Source organism: Pseudodesulfovibrio sp. lm2024 (assembly GCF_051175575.1).
Lineage (GTDB): Bacteria > Desulfobacterota > Desulfovibrionia > Desulfovibrionales > Desulfovibrionaceae > Pseudodesulfovibrio > Pseudodesulfovibrio caledoniensis.
The window spans coordinates 1285744-1300172 of the sequence record NZ_CP195092.1; the positions used below are offsets into that span (position 1 = coordinate 1285744).

16 protein-coding genes and 1 pseudogene are annotated in these 14429 nt (G+C 64.7%); 8 read left to right on the top strand and 9 right to left on the bottom strand.

The features are described 5' to 3' along the window. Nucleotides 1–3 precede the first annotated feature (3 nt). The 5 genes from tatB to hisA all read left to right on the top strand — a co-directional run bounded on the left by tatB (nucleotide 4) and on the right by hisA (nucleotide 3749). Entirely contained in the window at nucleotides 4–339 is a 336-nt protein-coding gene (gene tatB, locus ACR42D_RS05785; RefSeq protein ID WP_484565910.1) for a Sec-independent protein translocase protein TatB, read from the top strand. 6 nt (nucleotides 340–345) lie between these two features. Next, nucleotides 346–1680: a twin-arginine translocase subunit TatC gene (gene tatC, locus ACR42D_RS05790; RefSeq protein ID WP_484565911.1), complete on the top strand. Its 1335-nt coding sequence runs from the start codon at nucleotides 346–348 to the stop codon at nucleotides 1678–1680. 112 nt (nucleotides 1681–1792) lie between these two features. Continuing rightward, on the top strand, nucleotides 1793–2374 hold the full coding sequence (hisB, locus tag ACR42D_RS05795; RefSeq protein ID WP_484565912.1) for an imidazoleglycerol-phosphate dehydratase HisB: 582 nt from the start codon (nucleotides 1793–1795) through the stop codon (nucleotides 2372–2374). After that, nucleotides 2374–3024, top strand: coding sequence for a hypothetical protein (locus tag ACR42D_RS05800; protein ID WP_484565913.1), 651 nt, complete (start codon nucleotides 2374–2376; stop codon nucleotides 3022–3024). The genes hisB and ACR42D_RS05800 overlap by 1 nt, the downstream gene beginning before the upstream one ends. Continuing rightward, complete coding sequence (gene hisA, locus ACR42D_RS05805; RefSeq protein ID WP_484565914.1) at nucleotides 3021–3749, top strand: 1-(5-phosphoribosyl)-5-[(5-phosphoribosylamino)methylideneamino]imidazole-4-carboxamide isomerase; 729 nt, start codon at nucleotides 3021–3023, stop codon at nucleotides 3747–3749. Before ACR42D_RS05800 ends, hisA begins: the two co-directional genes overlap by 4 nt. A 64-nt stretch (nucleotides 3750–3813) precedes the next feature. Here hisA and ACR42D_RS05810 read toward each other — a convergent pair whose 3' ends face one another. From ACR42D_RS05810 to upp, 6 genes and pseudogenes are all read right to left on the bottom strand, one after another. Then, nucleotides 3814–4227 (bottom strand): bacteriohemerythrin, encoded by a 414-nt coding sequence (locus ACR42D_RS05810; protein WP_484565915.1) that lies wholly within the window; start codon nucleotides 4225–4227, stop codon nucleotides 3814–3816. Nucleotides 4228–4245: 18 nt separating this feature from the next. Then, entirely contained in the window at nucleotides 4246–5067 is an 822-nt protein-coding gene (locus ACR42D_RS05815) for a mechanosensitive ion channel family protein (RefSeq protein ID WP_484565916.1), read from the bottom strand. Nucleotides 5068–5225: 158 nt separating this feature from the next. Further along, on the bottom strand, nucleotides 5226–5705 hold the full coding sequence (locus tag ACR42D_RS05820) for a hypothetical protein (RefSeq protein ID WP_484565917.1): 480 nt from the start codon (nucleotides 5703–5705) through the stop codon (nucleotides 5226–5228). Nucleotides 5706–5708: 3 nt separating this feature from the next. Then, nucleotides 5709–6467, bottom strand: a complete 759-nt coding sequence (locus tag ACR42D_RS05825; RefSeq protein WP_484565918.1) for a glycosyltransferase family 2 protein — start codon at nucleotides 6465–6467, stop codon at nucleotides 5709–5711. A gap of 106 nt (nucleotides 6468–6573) precedes the next feature. Beyond that, nucleotides 6574–7679, bottom strand: a pseudogene (locus ACR42D_RS05830) (uracil-xanthine permease family protein). A gap of 99 nt (nucleotides 7680–7778) precedes the next feature. After that, nucleotides 7779–8405, bottom strand: coding sequence for a uracil phosphoribosyltransferase (gene upp / locus ACR42D_RS05835; RefSeq protein ID WP_484565919.1), 627 nt, complete (start codon nucleotides 8403–8405; stop codon nucleotides 7779–7781). A 171-nt stretch (nucleotides 8406–8576) separates the two neighbouring features. Here upp and ACR42D_RS05840 point away from each other — a divergent pair, with 171 nt between their 5' ends. Next, nucleotides 8577–10301 carry a dephospho-CoA kinase gene (locus ACR42D_RS05840; protein ID WP_484565920.1) on the top strand — a complete coding sequence of 575 codons (1725 nt, stop codon included), beginning with the start codon at nucleotides 8577–8579 and terminating at the stop codon, nucleotides 10299–10301. Next, a complete protein-coding gene (locus tag ACR42D_RS05845) occupies nucleotides 10298–11038 on the top strand; it encodes a rhomboid family intramembrane serine protease (protein ID WP_484565921.1) in 741 nt (246 codons plus the stop codon). Before ACR42D_RS05840 ends, ACR42D_RS05845 begins: the two co-directional genes overlap by 4 nt. A gap of 127 nt (nucleotides 11039–11165) precedes the next feature. Here ACR42D_RS05845 and ACR42D_RS05850 read toward each other — a convergent pair whose 3' ends face one another. Beyond that, a complete protein-coding gene (locus ACR42D_RS05850) occupies nucleotides 11166–11717 on the bottom strand; it encodes an adenylyltransferase/cytidyltransferase family protein (protein WP_484565922.1) in 552 nt (183 codons plus the stop codon). Between the two features lie 2 nt (nucleotides 11718–11719). Then, nucleotides 11720–13039, bottom strand: coding sequence for a BPG-independent phosphoglycerate mutase family protein (locus ACR42D_RS05855; RefSeq protein ID WP_484565923.1), 1320 nt, complete (start codon nucleotides 13037–13039; stop codon nucleotides 11720–11722). Between the two features lie 99 nt (nucleotides 13040–13138). Here ACR42D_RS05855 and ACR42D_RS05860 point away from each other — a divergent pair, with 99 nt between their 5' ends. Beyond that, nucleotides 13139–13741 (top strand): PHP domain-containing protein, encoded by a 603-nt coding sequence (locus tag ACR42D_RS05860; RefSeq protein WP_484565924.1) that lies wholly within the window; start codon nucleotides 13139–13141, stop codon nucleotides 13739–13741. A 26-nt stretch (nucleotides 13742–13767) separates the two neighbouring features. On the opposite strand, the gene ACR42D_RS05865 is transcribed toward ACR42D_RS05860, so the two are convergent. Then, a complete protein-coding gene (locus ACR42D_RS05865; protein WP_484565925.1) occupies nucleotides 13768–14325 on the bottom strand; it encodes a BON domain-containing protein in 558 nt (185 codons plus the stop codon). Nucleotides 14326–14429 lie beyond the last annotated feature (104 nt).

Consider the following 14429-nt stretch of genomic DNA (forward strand, 5'->3'; position numbering starts at 1 on the left):
CATATGTTTGGAATAGGCGGACCCGAGTTATTGATTATCTGCGTGGTGGCGCTCATCGTCATCGGCCCCCAGAAGCTGCCCGAGCTGCTGCGCTCCCTGGGCAAGGGGGTGGCCGAGTTCAAGCGCGTGGGCAACGAGGTCAAGACCACCCTGGATGATGAGGTCACCAAGGCCGAGGCCGCTGCCCGCAAGCAGGAAGTGGACGCCGAGCTGGCTCGCCGCAAGGCCGAGAAGGCCAAGCAGGAGGCTGCCGCCGCCGAACCCGTCGCCGAGGCCCCGGCCCCCGAGGCCCCGGCCGAAGCGGCCCCTGAAGCCGAGCCCGAAGAGAAGAAGGCCTAGGTTTAGATGAGTTCCGACAAAGACGACGTCAAGGGGCCCGAAGAGGAACCTGTTTCCGGCAAGACCGTCGAGCCGGATGAGGACCCGACCCTGATCGACGGGGACCCGTCCGAATCGGTGGAGACCGAGACCGGCGACGCCCCTGACGAGCAGGACGATTTGGCCGGGAGCGGGGAAGACGGCGACGAGGCCGCCTCGCCCGAACCGCCCGAGGTGTCCGCCGCCACGGCCGTTCCGGCCGAGGGCGGGGACGGCGGCGACGGCTCGGACACGGGCGCGGCTGCCGCCGCCTCGGACGATGAGCCCGATGGCGAACCCGAGGATGAAGACGGCGAGGACGACGAGGACGCGGAGCCCGAGGACGGCGAAGGGGCCCAGATGTCCCTGCTCGACCACCTGGGCGAGCTGCGTTCCCGCCTGACCCGCGCGGCGCTGGCCGTGTGCGTGGGCATGGTCGCCTGTTATTCCTTCGCCTCGCAGATGTTCGACATCCTCATGCAGCCCATGGTGGACGTCTTCCAGAAGCAGGCTGCGGCCACCGGCCCGTTGCTCACCCCGGAATTCTACCAGCAGTTCGGCGCGGTCTTCCAGAAGATGCTGGCCGCCAACGGGTTCGACCACCCCGAGCAGATGCAGATCTTTATGGCCGCCCTGCAAAAGGCGCTCATGGCCGTGGCCAGGGAAGGGCACTTCCAGTACACCTACCCGGCCGAGGCCTTTTTCGCGCACATCAAGATATCCATCGTGGCCGGGCTCTTCCTGGTCAGCCCGTACGTGTTCGCCCAGATCTGGGGTTTCATCGCCCCGGGCCTGTACGCCCACGAGCGCAAGTGGATGGTGCCCATGGCTCTGTTCTCGGGCATGTTCTTCACCGGCGGCGCGCTGTTCGGCTATTTCCAGGTCTTCCCCTACGCCTTCGACTTCTTTGCCGGGTTCTCCAACGAGGGCATCCAGTTCGTTCCCAAGCTCAACGAATATTTGAGTTTCTGTCTGAAACTCCTGTTCGCCTTCGGCCTGGTCTTCGAATTGCCCCTGTTCATCTTCTTCCTGGCCCGGCTGGGCATGGTCTCGTCCACGGGGCTGCGCAAGAAGCGCAAGTACGCCATCCTGTTCGCCTTTGTCCTGTCGGCCATCCTGACCCCGCCGGATCCCTTCACCCAGTGCCTCATGGCCGGGCCCCTGATCGTCCTCTACGAGGTCGGCATCTGGGTGGCCTTCTTCTTCGGCAAGAGGGAGAAGCGGCACCTCCAGAAGCAGGCCGAGGCCGAAGCCAAGGCCGAGGCCGAGCTGGACGCCGTGGCGGAAGAGGGCGGAAAGGAAGACGGGGCACAGACCCCCTAGCGACCGCATTCGGGGCGGGCATCGCGAAAGTCGGTGCCTGCCCTGTTTATTTTTCTAGTCTTTTCCTCTATGTATGGGGACGACGCTCACGCTTACAGGAAAGGAGTGCGCCATGCGCCAGGCCACAGTGGCTCGGACCACCAAGGAAACGGACATATCCCTGACCCTGAACCTCGACGGTGAAGGGAAGGTAGCGGTCGACACCGGCATCGGGTTCGCCGACCACATGCTCACCCTGTGCGCCTTCTGGGCCGGGTTCGATCTGGACCTGGCCTGCAAGGGCGACCTGGATATCGACACCCACCACAGCCTGGAGGACGTCGGGCTCTGCCTGGGCCAGGCCCTGTCCGAGGCGCTGGGCGACAAGCAGGGCATCAACCGCGTGGCCTCGGCCAAGGTGCCCATGGACGAGGCGCTGGCCGAAGTGGTCGTGGACCTCTCCGGCCGCCCCTACATCGTCTACGACGACGCCCTGCTGCCCGACATCATCGCGGGCGACGAGAAGGACGTCTGGCGTGAATTTTTGAAGTCCCTGGCGTACAAGGCGGGCATGAACCTGCACGTCAAATTTGAGTACGGCCAAAACGGCCACCATCTGCTGGAAGCGGCCTTCAAGGCCCTGGGCCTGGCCCTGTCCAAAGCGGCCACCGTCGGGCGCAAGGGGGTCTCCAGCACCAAAGGGAGTCTCGACTGATGAAACGTTTCGCTGTCTTTTTCGCCCTGGCGCTTTCAAGTCTGGCCCTGCTGGTCGTGGCCGGTTGTGGTAAATCGCGAACGGCCGCCGTGCCCCGCCCCGAGGGCAAGCTGGCGGTGGCCGGGTTCACCAACCCCACGTTCAACTGGGAACTGCTGGCCGGCTACCTCGATGAAGAGGGCAAAGCCGCGCCCGGAGGGACCGTCGAGACCCTGGACATGATCCTGGCCGACACCCTGCAGCAGCACCAGGTCTTCGATTACATCACCCCGGACGCCGTGCGCCAGTGCGAGGACGTGGTCGTGTTCGAGGACTCGGGCAAGCCCCGCGTGTCCGCGTGGAAGTACTGGCTCGGCGTGGGCAAATGTATCCAGGCCGACTTTCTGCTCGTCCCGCAACTGACCACCTGGCGCGAGCGCGTGGGCAGCGACGCGGGCGTGGAGACCCCGGCCTCGGTGGCCATCGATTTCTACCTCATCGACGTCAAGAACGAGCGGATGATCCGCTCCCGCTACGAGGAGACCCAGCAGTCCCTGCTGGAGAACCTCTACAACGCCAAGAAGTTCGCTGCCCGTGGCGGCAAGTGGGTGACCGCCACCCGCCTGGCCCGCGACGGCATGGACGAGAAACTCACGGAACTCGGATTATGATTCTTTTTCCCGCTGTCGACATCAAGAACGGTGAATGCGTCCGCCTGGCCCAGGGCAAGGAGGACGAGGTCACCGTATTCGCCTCGGACCCCATTGCCCAGGCGCGCTACTGGGAAGACCTCGGTGCGCGCTACCTCCATGTGGTGGACCTGGACGGGGCCTTTTCCGGCGTGCCCAAGAACTTCGACCTGATCAAGGCCATCTGCTCCGAGATCGACATCCCGGTCCAGCTCGGCGGCGGCATCCGCGACATCGCCACGGCCCGGAAATACATCGAGGCGGGCGTGAGCCGGTTGATCATCGGCACCATGGCCCTGGAAAATCCGCAGCTCTTCTCCGACCTCTGCCGGGCGTTGCCAGGCCGCATCGGCGTCTCCCTGGACGCGGTGGACGGCAAGCTCAAGACCAAGGGCTGGGTCGAGGACGCGGGGCTGATCATCGACGACGTCCTGCCGCGCCTGGAAAGGGACGGCATCCGCTTCATCGTCTACACCGACATCGCGCGCGACGGCATGCAGACCGGCGTGAACCTCGACGCCCTGGCCGCCCTGTGCGCCAAGACCTCGATCCCGGTCATCGCCGCCGGAGGCGTGCATACCCTCGACGACATCAAGAATCTCTACCCCTTGTCCCTCAAAGGGTTGGAAGGCGCCATCTCCGGCCGGGCCATCTACGTCGGCACCCTGGACGTAAAGGAAGCCAACGCCTGGATCGACGCGCAGTAGATTCCGGATTCCCCGGCAAAGCATGAATGAAAAAGGCCCCGCTTGAGCGGGGCCTTTTGTTTGTTCAGAGTTCCCGGCGCCGGTAGCCGTTCAGGAAGTCTCCCAGGCGTCTGTCGGACCCCATGATGTGGGCCGTCAGCCAGTTCCGGAGGAAGGGCAGAAGGACTTCCGGCACCGTCTCGTCCCCGGCGAGATACTGCGCGTACAGCATGCTGGCGTTCTCGGCGAGCTCCTGGTGTTCCAGCTTGTGTTTTTCGATCTTGTCGTAGCCGTGCTCTTCCATGAGGCCTTCCTCATGATCGAAGTGCCAGTGGGTGTACTCGATCAGTTCGGTCAGCAGCTTTTCGACGAATTCCCTGGGGGCGGTCCCTTGGGCCGCTTCGTGGGCATCGTTGAACAAGGCGATCAATTTCCTGTGATCGTCGTCGATGGCCTTGAAACCGACGCTCAGCTCCTTGCTCCAGGTGAGGATGGGCATGGGCTACAATCCCTCCGGCTACTTCTCGGCGTACATGTGCACGTCCTGCTGCGGGAACGGGATGGAGATGCCTTCCTGGTCGAAGACCAGCTTCACCTTTTCGGTCAGGGCGAAGTACACGCCCCAGTAGTCGGCGGTCTTGCACCAGGGGCGGACCACGAAGTTGACCGAGGAGTCGGCCAGCTCCATGACCTGGATGACCGGAGCGGGCTCGGCCAGCACGCGCGGCTCTTCGGACACGATGCGCTCCAGGGTCTGCTTGGCCTTGAGCAGGTCGTCGTCGTAGCCGATGCCGAAGGTCATGTCCACGCGCCGGGTGTCGTTGGCCGTCACGTTGACGATGGTCCCGCCGAGCACCGCGGAGTTGGGCACGGTGATGACCTTGTTGTCCGGGGTGGTCAGCACGGTGTTGAAGATGTTGATGGCCGTGACCGTGCCGGACTGGCCGCCCGCGGTCACGTAGTCGCCCTTTCTGAAGAACTTGAGCAGGATGAGCATGACGCCCGCCGCGAAGTTGGACAGGGAGTCCTTGAGGGCCAGGCCCACGGCCAGGCCGGCGGCGCCGAGTACGGCCAGGAAGCTGGTCACGTTGATGCCCGCCTGGCCCAGCGCCGCGATGATCACGGCGGCGATCAATGCGTAATAGGTGATGTTCTTGAGGAACGAGGCCAGGGTCTCGTCCACCTTGGCCTTGACCAGGACCTTCCGGGCCGCGTTGGCCAACGCCTTGGCGATAATCCAGCCGATGAGGAATACGAGCAGGGCCACGATGATCCGCAGTCCATACTGGGTGGCGTAGGCCATGAGGGTTTCGGTCAGTTGGGAGATATTGATGTCCATGGTTCCTCCGGGAAAATGGGATGTGATATTCTTGATTCAATAGCAAAAAGCAGTATGAGAGAAAATAGGCATTTGGGAGATTATGCCAGAAAAAAGAGGCGCTACCGGGCGATTTGTTCCAGGTGCTTCCGTAGGTTTTTAGCCTTTTACCGGCAGAGTCAGGCCAGAAAGCCTCGGAGCCGGTTCGCGACTTTCTGTTGGAATACGGCGCTCATGACGAATATGGAGAGGGCCATGAAACAGTACAAGACCAGGACCCCGAAGCCACCCGCCAAGTCATGCAGTGTCCACTGGCCGCCGTCGGTCGGGCGACGCATGAAAAGGAGAAACGGAAGCAGCACAATGGTGAAAAAGGCGGTTTTCAGAAACCAGGTGGTCCTGAGTCGGCCCTGCAGGGTGGTGGCTTCCGAGGAATGCGCGAACCGGCCCTGAAAGGCGACAACCGGGATCGGCCAGAAGAGTGAATAGTATTCGAGATCCACAGCGTCTCCCATGGCGTACCCGGTCAGAGCGGACAGGAACATACCGCGTCTTGGGCTGTCCAGGCCGTTGTTGATGCGCCCTTTGGCCTCCTCCGGCGCTCTGGCGGTCTCAATGCGTATCTCGCGCCCTTTGAAGAACCCGGAGAAAAAATGCATGGCTTACTCCCCGCCCCATTTCCCCTGTTCTTCCACGCGGATGTACTTCTGGAAGGTGTAGTAGAACCCGGCCAGCGCGTTGCACAGCCCGGCGGTGCCGTCCAGGAAGCCGAGCTTGAGCAGGTAGAGCTTAATGAAGCGCATCTTGGCGTGGAGCAGGGCCCGGAACAGGCCGCCTTTGCGGCCCTTTGCGCGCAGGGCGGCCGCGCCCTCCTCGGCGTAGTAGTTGATCTTGTCCATGTGCTGCCGGAAGGATTCGTAGGGGTAGTGGAGGATGTCCCCGGACAGCTTTTTCGTCTCGCCCAGCGGGTTGAAATGGTAGTGCGCGCCCGAGGCCGTGACTTCCATCTTGCCGGATCGGAAGACGCGCAGCAGATAGTCCGGGTACCACCCGGAGTGCTTCATGAACCGGTTGAAGTAAAAGGAGCTGCGCGGCACGTAATAGCCCGCCACCCGCTCGTTCGCCTCGAGTCTGTCCTCGATGGCCGCGCGCAGTTCGTCGGTCAGCAGCTCATCCTGGTCCAGGGAGACCACCCAGGCTGTGCCGATCTCCTTGAGGGCGAAGTTGAACTGGTCGACGGGGCCGGGCCAGGGACGGATCACGACCCGCGCGCCGCACTTTTCCGCGATCTCGCGGGTGCGGTCCGTGGACTGCGAATCCACCACCAGGAGTTCGTCGCAGAAGTCGAGGGACTTGAGGCATTTTTCGAGCAGCCGTTCGCCGTTGTATGTCAGGACCAGGCCGGTCACGGTTTCGCGCATGGTTTTCTCCTTGGGCAGGGGGATCATAGCCGCTATCGGCGGCTCGGTCCATCCGAAACAAAAAGGCCCCCCTTCCTGCGAAGAGGGGCCCTTGGTCAATTGTGGATTAAAGGTCGGTGTGGTGATCCGGGCCGGACGGGTTGATCTCGTCGGGCAGGGGCTCGTTGCAGTCCTTGCAGGGCAGGACCAGGTTCAGGACCACGCCCACGATACCGGCCAGGCCGATGCCGCCGAGCTTGACGATGATCAGGTCGAAGCTCATGCCGCCGATGCCGAAGACCAGGATGATGGCCACGATGGCGAGGTTGCGGGGGAGCATGAGGTCGTTGCCCGCGCGCACCAGGGTGTTGATGCCGATGACGGTGATGGCCCCGAAGAGCAGGATCATGATGCCGCCCATGACCGGCACCGGGATGGTGTTCAGGAACGCGCCGAGCTTGCCGACGAAGGCCAGGACGATGGCGGTGACGGCCGCCCAGGTCATGATGGCCGGGTTGAAGGAGCGGGTCAGGGCCACGGCCCCGGAAACCTCGGAGTAGGTGGTGTTCGGCGGGCCGCCCAGGCAGGCCGCCAGGGACGTGGTTGCGCCGCGGTGAACCCGGTGGCGTCGAGGATCAGGGAGGTCGCGTAGCCCGCGGCGATGCCGAGCATGATCGGGATCAGCTTGATCCAGCCCTTGCCCAGCAGGGAGGTGAAGATGGTGGTCAACAGGGCCACGCCCGCAATGATCATGGCCGTGGTGTTGGGCACCAGCCAGGCCGCGCCGTCGCCGGTGCGCCCCATGGCCATGTGCACGGCGGTGGGGGCCAGGATCAGGCCGATGACCATGATCACCGGGCCGGTGACCACGGGCGGGAGCACCCGGCGGAGCATGTTCGAGCCGTAGATGCGGATGAGCACGCTCAGGACCACGTAGAGCAGCCCCGCGCCCGCCAGACCGCACATGGTGGACGGGATGCCCCAGGTCTGCACGCCGTAGATGATCGGGGCGATGAAGGCGAAACTGGACGCCAGGAACACCGGAACCTTGCCCCGGGTGACGACCTGGAACAGCAGGGTGCCCGCGCCCGCCGTGAACAGCGCCACGTTCGGGTCCAGCCCGGTCAGCAGCGGCACCAGGACCAACGCGCCGAATGCCACGAAGAGCATCTGCGCGCCCAGCAGCCCGTCCTTTAGTCTGAAATTGTAATCCGTGGAATGCACGTCACTCATCGCTACCCACTCCTCTCTCTTGTTGGTTGCGGAGCCCCCCGACTCCAGTGTTGCCCCTCAGGTCTCAAAAAAAGGCACGCTGTGTTGCGTGCCCTTTGCCTACTTGGTGCCGAATATCTTGTCCCCCGCGTCTCCGAGACCGGGGATGATATAGCCTACGTCGTTTAATTTCTCGTCCACCGCGGCGGTGTAGATGTCCACGTCGGGGTGCTCGCCCAGGATGCGCTCGATGCCCTCGGGCGCGGCGCACAGGAACAGGCCGCGAATGGACTGGCAGCCCGCTTCCTTGAGCAGCTTGATGGTCGCGTTCAGGGTCCCGCCGGTGGCCAGCATGGGGTCCAGGATCAGGGCTATGCGCTCTTCAATGTTCTTGGCCAGCTTGACGTAGTACTGGACGGGCTCCAGCGTCTCCTCGTTGCGGTAGAAGCCGACGACCGACGCCTTGGCGCCGGGGATCATGTCGAAGACGCCGTCCATCATGCCGAGACCGGCGCGCAGAATGGGCACCACGGTGACCTTCTTGCCCTTGATGCTGTCCACCTCGACCTTGCCCGCCCATCCCTTGATGGTTCTCTTTTCGGTCTCGAAATCCTTGGTCGCCTCGTAGGTCAGCAGGCGGGTGATCTCGTTGGCCAGCGTCCGGAAGTGGCTGGTGGAAATGTCGTGCTGACGGAGAAGACCAACCTTGTGCCGGATCAGCGGGTGGTCAACCAGGTGTAAGGCCATTTTCGCCTCTCTTTGGGTTTTGATAATATGTAGAGAAAGTATCAATTGCGCAAAATTTCTTTTTTCTAAGCCGATGAAGGGAGAGGGTCAAGAGCCAATTTTGTAAACAGTGAGTACATAAAATGAATTTGAATTTTACTTTCCAATGATTCCCGGTATATCACCTTGATCATGACGAAAGAGAAATCCGAACAGCGGTGGGAACGGACCATTTCATGGGGCGACGCGGGTGTGCGGCTGGACAAGTTCTGGGGCCGCGAGCTGGCCGGGGAGGGCGTTTCCCGTGGCCGCGTCAAGGGCTGGATCGAATCCGGCCTGGCCCTGGTGGACGGCGAGGTCTCGCCCAAGGGCAACCGCAAACTGGCCCCCGGCCAGGCCGTGTCCATCCGGGCCGCCGAGCCCGAGCCGTGCGAACGCGCGGCCGAGCCGGTCCAGGGCGACATCGAGGCCGTGTACGAGGACGCCGACATGCTCGTGGTCGTCAAGCCCGCCGGGCTGACCACCCATCCCGCGCCGGGCGAACCCGGCCCCACCCTGGTCAACCTGCTGATCCATCAGTGGCCGGACATCGCCGCCGAAAACAGCGCCATGGACCCGCAGCGGCCCGGCATCGTCCACCGTCTGGACAAGGACACCTCCGGGCTCATGGCCGTGGCCCGGACCGAAGCGGCCCGTCTGGCCCTGTCCGGGAGTTTCGCCGGGCGCGAGACCTTCAAGGTCTACCTGGCCCTGGTCCACGGGTGCCCCGCGCAGGCCGAGGGGACCATCGACGCGCCCATGGGCCGCCATCCGCACCACAAGACGCGCATGGCCGTGCTGCCCAAGGGCGGGCGCGACGCGCGCAGCGACTACCGGGTGCTCTGGACCGGCCCGCGCGGCCTGGCCTCCCTGGTGGCCGTGCGCATCCATACCGGCCGGACCCACCAGATCCGCGTGCACATGGCCCACATCGGCCATCCGCTGCTCGGCGACGCGGTCTACGGCGCGCGCGAGAACGCCGAGTGGTCGCGGCGGCCCGACCGGCTGGCCGATCTGGCCCCGCGCCAGATGCTCCACGCCTTCTATCTCTCCGTGCCCCATCCGGCCACGGGCGAGCCAGTGACCCGCTGGCAGGCACCGCCCAAGGACTTCCTCGCCCTCCTGGCCGGACTGACCCGCGAGTGCTTGCGCGTGGGCATCGTGGGCATGCCGGGCGGCGGCAAGTCCGCCCTGCTCAATACGTTGCGCGACATGGGGCGGCCCTGCTTCTCGGCGGACGAGTCCGTGGCCGAACTCTACGCGCCGGGCGGCGACGGCGCGGCCATGATCCGGCAGCGGTTCGGCGGGCAGTACACCCTGGACGACGGCGGCGTGGACAAGCCGGGCCTCTTCAAGGCCATGCGCGAATCAGAGGCCGTGCGCCGGGAAGTCATGGACATGGTCCATCCTATGGTCCGCCATCAATGCGAGGAATTCTTCCAGGCCCACCGCGACGAGCCCGTGGCCTATGCCGAGATACCCCTGCTCCTGGAAGGGGGGTGGCACAAGACCGGCCTGGTCGACCTGGTGGCCGGGGTGCGTTGCCCGCAGGCCAAGCGCACCGGAGAGCTGCGCGAACTCCGCCGTCTCTCCCCGGAAATGCTGGCCGTGTTCGACTCCTGGCAGTGGCCCGAGGCTGACAAGCTGGCGGCCTGCGACGTGATCGTGGACAACGACAAGGGGCTGGCCGAGTTGGCCGAGGCAGCGCGTGGCCTGGACGAGACCACGGTAAATGCCTGGGAGCGGCGCAACCGGGAGTTCGCGGACTGGATGGACGGGCTTTGGCCGAAACTGGCCGAGGCATTGTCCGAGGAACTGGCCGAAAAGCTGGCCGAAGCAAAGGGTGCCCGACCGGACGACGGAGGAAGCGAGGCGTGATCCCCATCCGCGACAACGTGCCGCGCGAGACGCGGCCCTATGCCGTGCTGACGATCATCGTTGTCAACGCCCTCGTCTTCCTGTTCGTGTTCAGCCTTTCGCCCCAGGCCCGGGCCCAGATGTTCTACCTGTTCGGGGTGGTCCCGGCCCGTTTCTTCGAGCCGGACTGGGCGGCCTGGGCCGGTTATCCGGACACCCTGGGCTGGCCGTTTCTGACCTACATGTTCCTGCACGGCGGCTGGCTGCACGTCATCCTGAACATGTGGATGCTCTGGATATTCGGCGACAACATAGAGGACGTCACCGGGCACGGCTGGTTCGCGCTCTTCTACGTGCTCTGCGGACTGGCCGCCGTGACCGTGCACATGGCCTTCGAGCGGGCCTCGCCCATGCCGGTCATCGGCGCGTCCGGGGCCGTGGCCGGAATCATGGGCGCGTACATAGTCCTGTACCCGCACGGCAAGGTCCTGACCCTCATCCCGGTCTTCTTCTTTCCCTTTTTCTTCCGTATCCCCGCGTCCCTGTTTCTCGGCTTCTGGTTCCTCATGCAGATTCTCTCCGGGCTTTACTCCACGGCCAACGGCGCGCAGAACGTGGCCTGGTGGGCGCACGTGGGCGGGTTCGTCACCGGCATCATACTGATCCGCTGGTTCCGCAGGCCCGGCCGGTGCCGCTACTGCTACAATCCGGACACCAAAGACTACGACCCCGAGGATTCGGGGCCGCCTTTCGTTTAATAGAGCAATTGAGGATGCCGTTTCGCGGCGATGGACGGGTGACTTCGCCTCCGGCGGGCAAGGGTTCGCACCCTTGCATCCTATATTGCGCCTGCGGCGCGGGGTGTTTGGCTTCGCCGGGGGCGAGCTATGACAGTTTCCGGAACCGGTCGGCCAGGCGCCAGCGGTCCACCAGGGTGGCCACCGCCGGGGGGACCAGGGAACGCCATTCGCGCTCCTCGCGGATGGCCGCGCGCACGTCCGTGCCGCTGATGCCCTTTTCGCTCTGGGGCCGCTCCCACATGACGTGGGTGGTCAGGCCCAGCCCCTCGAACCGCTTGCGCTTCTCCCTTCCCCAGTCGTCGTAGATGGTCAGATAATAGACCGCGTCGCGCGGGGCGCACCCTTCGATCAGTTCCGGGCAGTTGATCGGGAAGGGAATCACGGAAAAGGCGTGCCGGTCCACCCCGGCCTCCATCAGGGCGGCCTCGATCATGGCCTTGCGTTCCTCGTAGGACAGGGGGTTGTTCACCCGGCTGGACCGCTCCGGGTTGGTCGCCTCCTCGCGGATGCTCGCCGCGTCAGGGTTGGTCACGCCGATGATCAGCCGTTCGCACAGCTTTTTCCCGGCCAGCAGGTAGGTCAGGTGGTCGTTGTGCAGGACCTGGAATCGTCCGTGGATGAAGCCGAGGGGGTGCATGGTCACTCCTGGGGATCGAGGATGAACGGGGGATGGTCGCTCGGCCAGTATTCCACCGGAAAGGGCGAGTCGTGGATACCGTCCAGCCGGGCTCGGTCGAGATAGTTGAGGACCGTGAACAGGAATTCGCGGCCGCGCATGCAGCCCAGCGCGCCCCCGGCCACCGAGACCTCGTCGAAGGCGGCCACTCGGTCGCGGCGCACGCCCCGGCCCGCGAACATCATGGGCACGGGCTCGCCCGAGTGGATCAGCGCGCCGCTGCTCGGGGTCGAGTGGTCGGCGGTCACGGCCAGGAGCAGGCGCGGGTCGTCCAGAATCCGGTCGGCCAGCTCGCCAATTCCCCGGTCCAGGGACTCGATGACCCGGACCTTGGCCTCCGGGTCCTTGGTGTGGGCCGCCTGGTCCGGTCTCTTGGTATGCACGTGGATGAAGTCGTAGTCGCCCGCCCGGTCCAGGGCCTGCCCGATGCGTTCGGCCAGGTCCGCGCCCGGGTCGTCCGTGTCGCGTGCCTTGAGGAAATCCATGCCCATGAACCGTGCCAGCCCGGCGTACATGGCCCCGGTGGCGATGGACAGCCCGCGCAGCCCGTAGCGCTGGCGCATGGTCGGGCAGCGGGTCAGCCGCCCGGCCCGCTGGGTGACCAGCCCGTTGGCCGGGATCTGGCCGGTCCGCTCCCGCTGCTTGTTCAGGGGCAGGGCCGAGAGAATGCGGTGTACCTGCACGAGATAGTTCTCCAACGCCCGGGCCGTGCGCAGTGCCGCCGCGTCCTCGTGGCATTTGAGCGGCAGGGGGCGGGGCAAAAGCCGTCCGTCCACCATGGGGTTGGTGTCCGTGATAAAAGGGGAGACCACGCCGCGCAGGACCAGCACGCCGAACAGCCCGCCCACTGGATGCACGAAACCGGTCATGCCTTCGGATTGAAAGGGCGGCAGGGAGTCGAACAGGGTCTCGGCCTCGCCGGGCGTGGTTGGCACCTTGTCGTGGAGCAGGGTCAGGCGGTTCTCCGCGTCCGGGCCGATGTGGGCGAAATGGGTCAGCAGGGCCACGTCCTTGGGGCCCAGCGTGAGCCCCGCGCCCAGGGCCTCCAGCGCGCCGCGCCCGGGAAATTCGTAGGGCAGGCCGCCGAACAGGGCGAAGTGGGCGTTCTCCGAGGGCAGGGGCTGGCCCAGCAGGGTGGCGTGGTACAGCCCGGTGGCCGACAGGGCGGCCAGGCGGTCCAGGCACGGCGTGGCCGCCGCCTGCAGCGGAGTGCGGTCGCCGAGGACGGGGTGCGAGCGGTCCCCCAGACCGTCCAGCAGGACCATGATGCATGTGTCTGGCATGGGAGGCTCCGGTTTTTAATAGATAAACTCTATGATGATAATGTATTTCATATATACAATCACATTGCCATGGGCGGATGCGGGTGTAAAAATAGGTCCATGCTCATAGACCTTCACGTCCACTCCACCTGTTCCCCGTGCAGCATTCTGAAGCCCTCGGAAATCCTGGCCAACGCCCGTTCCCTGGGACTGGATGCCGTTTGTATCACCGATCACGACACCATGTCCATCCTGACACAATGTCGTGAGGGGTTCCAGCCCGACGGGCTGCTGGTCATCGTGGGCATGGAGTACACCACGGACCAGGGCGACTACCTGGTCTTCGGCGACGTCCGCTCCCTGCCCACCGGGCTGTCCGCCGAGGTCCTGCTCCCGGCCGTGCGCGAGCTGGGCGGCGCGGCCATCTCGGCCCACCCGTGCCGGACCTGGCGTCCGGCCGACACGATCATCTTCGACCAGGGGCTGTGCTCCATCGCCGAGGCGGAGAACGGACGCAACACCGACGCCGAAAACGGTCTGGCCCTGGACCTGATCGAGGCCCGGGGCCTGATCGCCGTGGCCGGGTCCGACGCCCACTCCCTTGAGGAATTGGGCCGCCGCCCCACGCGTTTCACCGTGCCGGTCAACTCGACCAGGGACCTGGTGGACGCCCTCAACCACGGGCATTGCCGCCCCTCCGTGGCGCACCGCTCGGCGGCCTGACTCATCCGGGCCCACGGCCCCTCCCTTTACTTGGTCGGGACCAGAAAGGACGTGACCTTGCGCACGCCCTTGACCCCCTTGGCCACCTTCACGGCCAGGGCCGCTTCCGCCTTGCTGCGAACCATGCCCAGCAGCACCACCTCGCCGTTCATGACCTCCTGCTCGATCTGGGTTGAGCTCAGGTCGCCGTTGCCGATGAGATCGGCGCGCACCTTGGCCGCCAGCTTCAGGTCGTCGGACGCGGTGTCGGTTTCGGGCTTGAAGTAGCTGGTCACCTTTTTCACGCCCTCGGTCCCCTTGGCCGTCTTCTCCGCAAAGGCGCGGAAGGGCTGGTCGTTGATCGCGCCCACCAGATAGACGTGCTTCAGGAAGCAATAGACGTGGACCTTGAGGGCCATCTTGGAGTCCTTGTCCGCCAGCCCGGTCTTGATGGACAGGGATATCTTCTTGTCCGCCGCCTGGTCGCCCACGCTGCGTTCGTCGCGCGCGCTTCCGTAGATGGCTCCCCACGGGGTCCAGGCCAGAGAGGACAGGGCGAGGCAAAGGACCAGCATGACCGGGGGAAGTGGTGTGGAATGGCGCATGGTTCCTCCTTGTCTTGTCTGTGGATAACTCTGTGGAAAATTATCCGGTTCTCATTTTTTCCCGCTTGACACCGGGCAAAGGCATATTATTTATGGTAAGCGTT

Bases quoted from the DNA above. Each gene is read 5' to 3' on its own strand.
- ACR42D_RS05820 (WP_484565917.1), bottom strand. From the start codon at position 5,705: ATGCATTTTTTCTCCGGGTTCTTCAAAGGGCGCGAGATACGCATTGAG.
- upp (WP_484565919.1), bottom strand. From the start codon at position 8,405: ATGGCCTTACACCTGGTTGACCACCCGCTGATCCGGCACAAGGTTGGT.
- tatC (WP_484565911.1), top strand. From the start codon at position 346: ATGAGTTCCGACAAAGACGACGTCAAGGGGCCCGAAGAGGAACCTGTT.
- ACR42D_RS05855 (WP_484565923.1), bottom strand. From the start codon at position 13,039: ATGCCAGACACATGCATCATGGTCCTGCTGGACGGTCTGGGGGACCGC.
- hisB (WP_484565912.1), top strand. From the start codon at position 1,793: ATGCGCCAGGCCACAGTGGCTCGGACCACCAAGGAAACGGACATATCC.
- ACR42D_RS05825 (WP_484565918.1), bottom strand. From the start codon at position 6,467: ATGCGCGAAACCGTGACCGGCCTGGTCCTGACATACAACGGCGAACGG.
- ACR42D_RS05815 (WP_484565916.1), bottom strand. From the start codon at position 5,067: ATGGACATCAATATCTCCCAACTGACCGAAACCCTCATGGCCTACGCC.
- ACR42D_RS05810 (WP_484565915.1), bottom strand. From the start codon at position 4,227: ATGCCCATCCTCACCTGGAGCAAGGAGCTGAGCGTCGGTTTCAAGGCC.
- ACR42D_RS05800 (WP_484565913.1), top strand. From the start codon at position 2,374: ATGAAACGTTTCGCTGTCTTTTTCGCCCTGGCGCTTTCAAGTCTGGCC.
- ACR42D_RS05850 (WP_484565922.1), bottom strand. From the start codon at position 11,717: ATGCACCCCCTCGGCTTCATCCACGGACGATTCCAGGTCCTGCACAAC.
- hisA (WP_484565914.1), top strand. From the start codon at position 3,021: ATGATTCTTTTTCCCGCTGTCGACATCAAGAACGGTGAATGCGTCCGC.
- ACR42D_RS05840 (WP_484565920.1), top strand. From the start codon at position 8,577: ATGACGAAAGAGAAATCCGAACAGCGGTGGGAACGGACCATTTCATGG.
- ACR42D_RS05865 (WP_484565925.1), bottom strand. From the start codon at position 14,325: ATGCGCCATTCCACACCACTTCCCCCGGTCATGCTGGTCCTTTGCCTC.
- ACR42D_RS05860 (WP_484565924.1), top strand. From the start codon at position 13,139: ATGCTCATAGACCTTCACGTCCACTCCACCTGTTCCCCGTGCAGCATT.
- tatB (WP_484565910.1), top strand. From the start codon at position 4: ATGTTTGGAATAGGCGGACCCGAGTTATTGATTATCTGCGTGGTGGCG.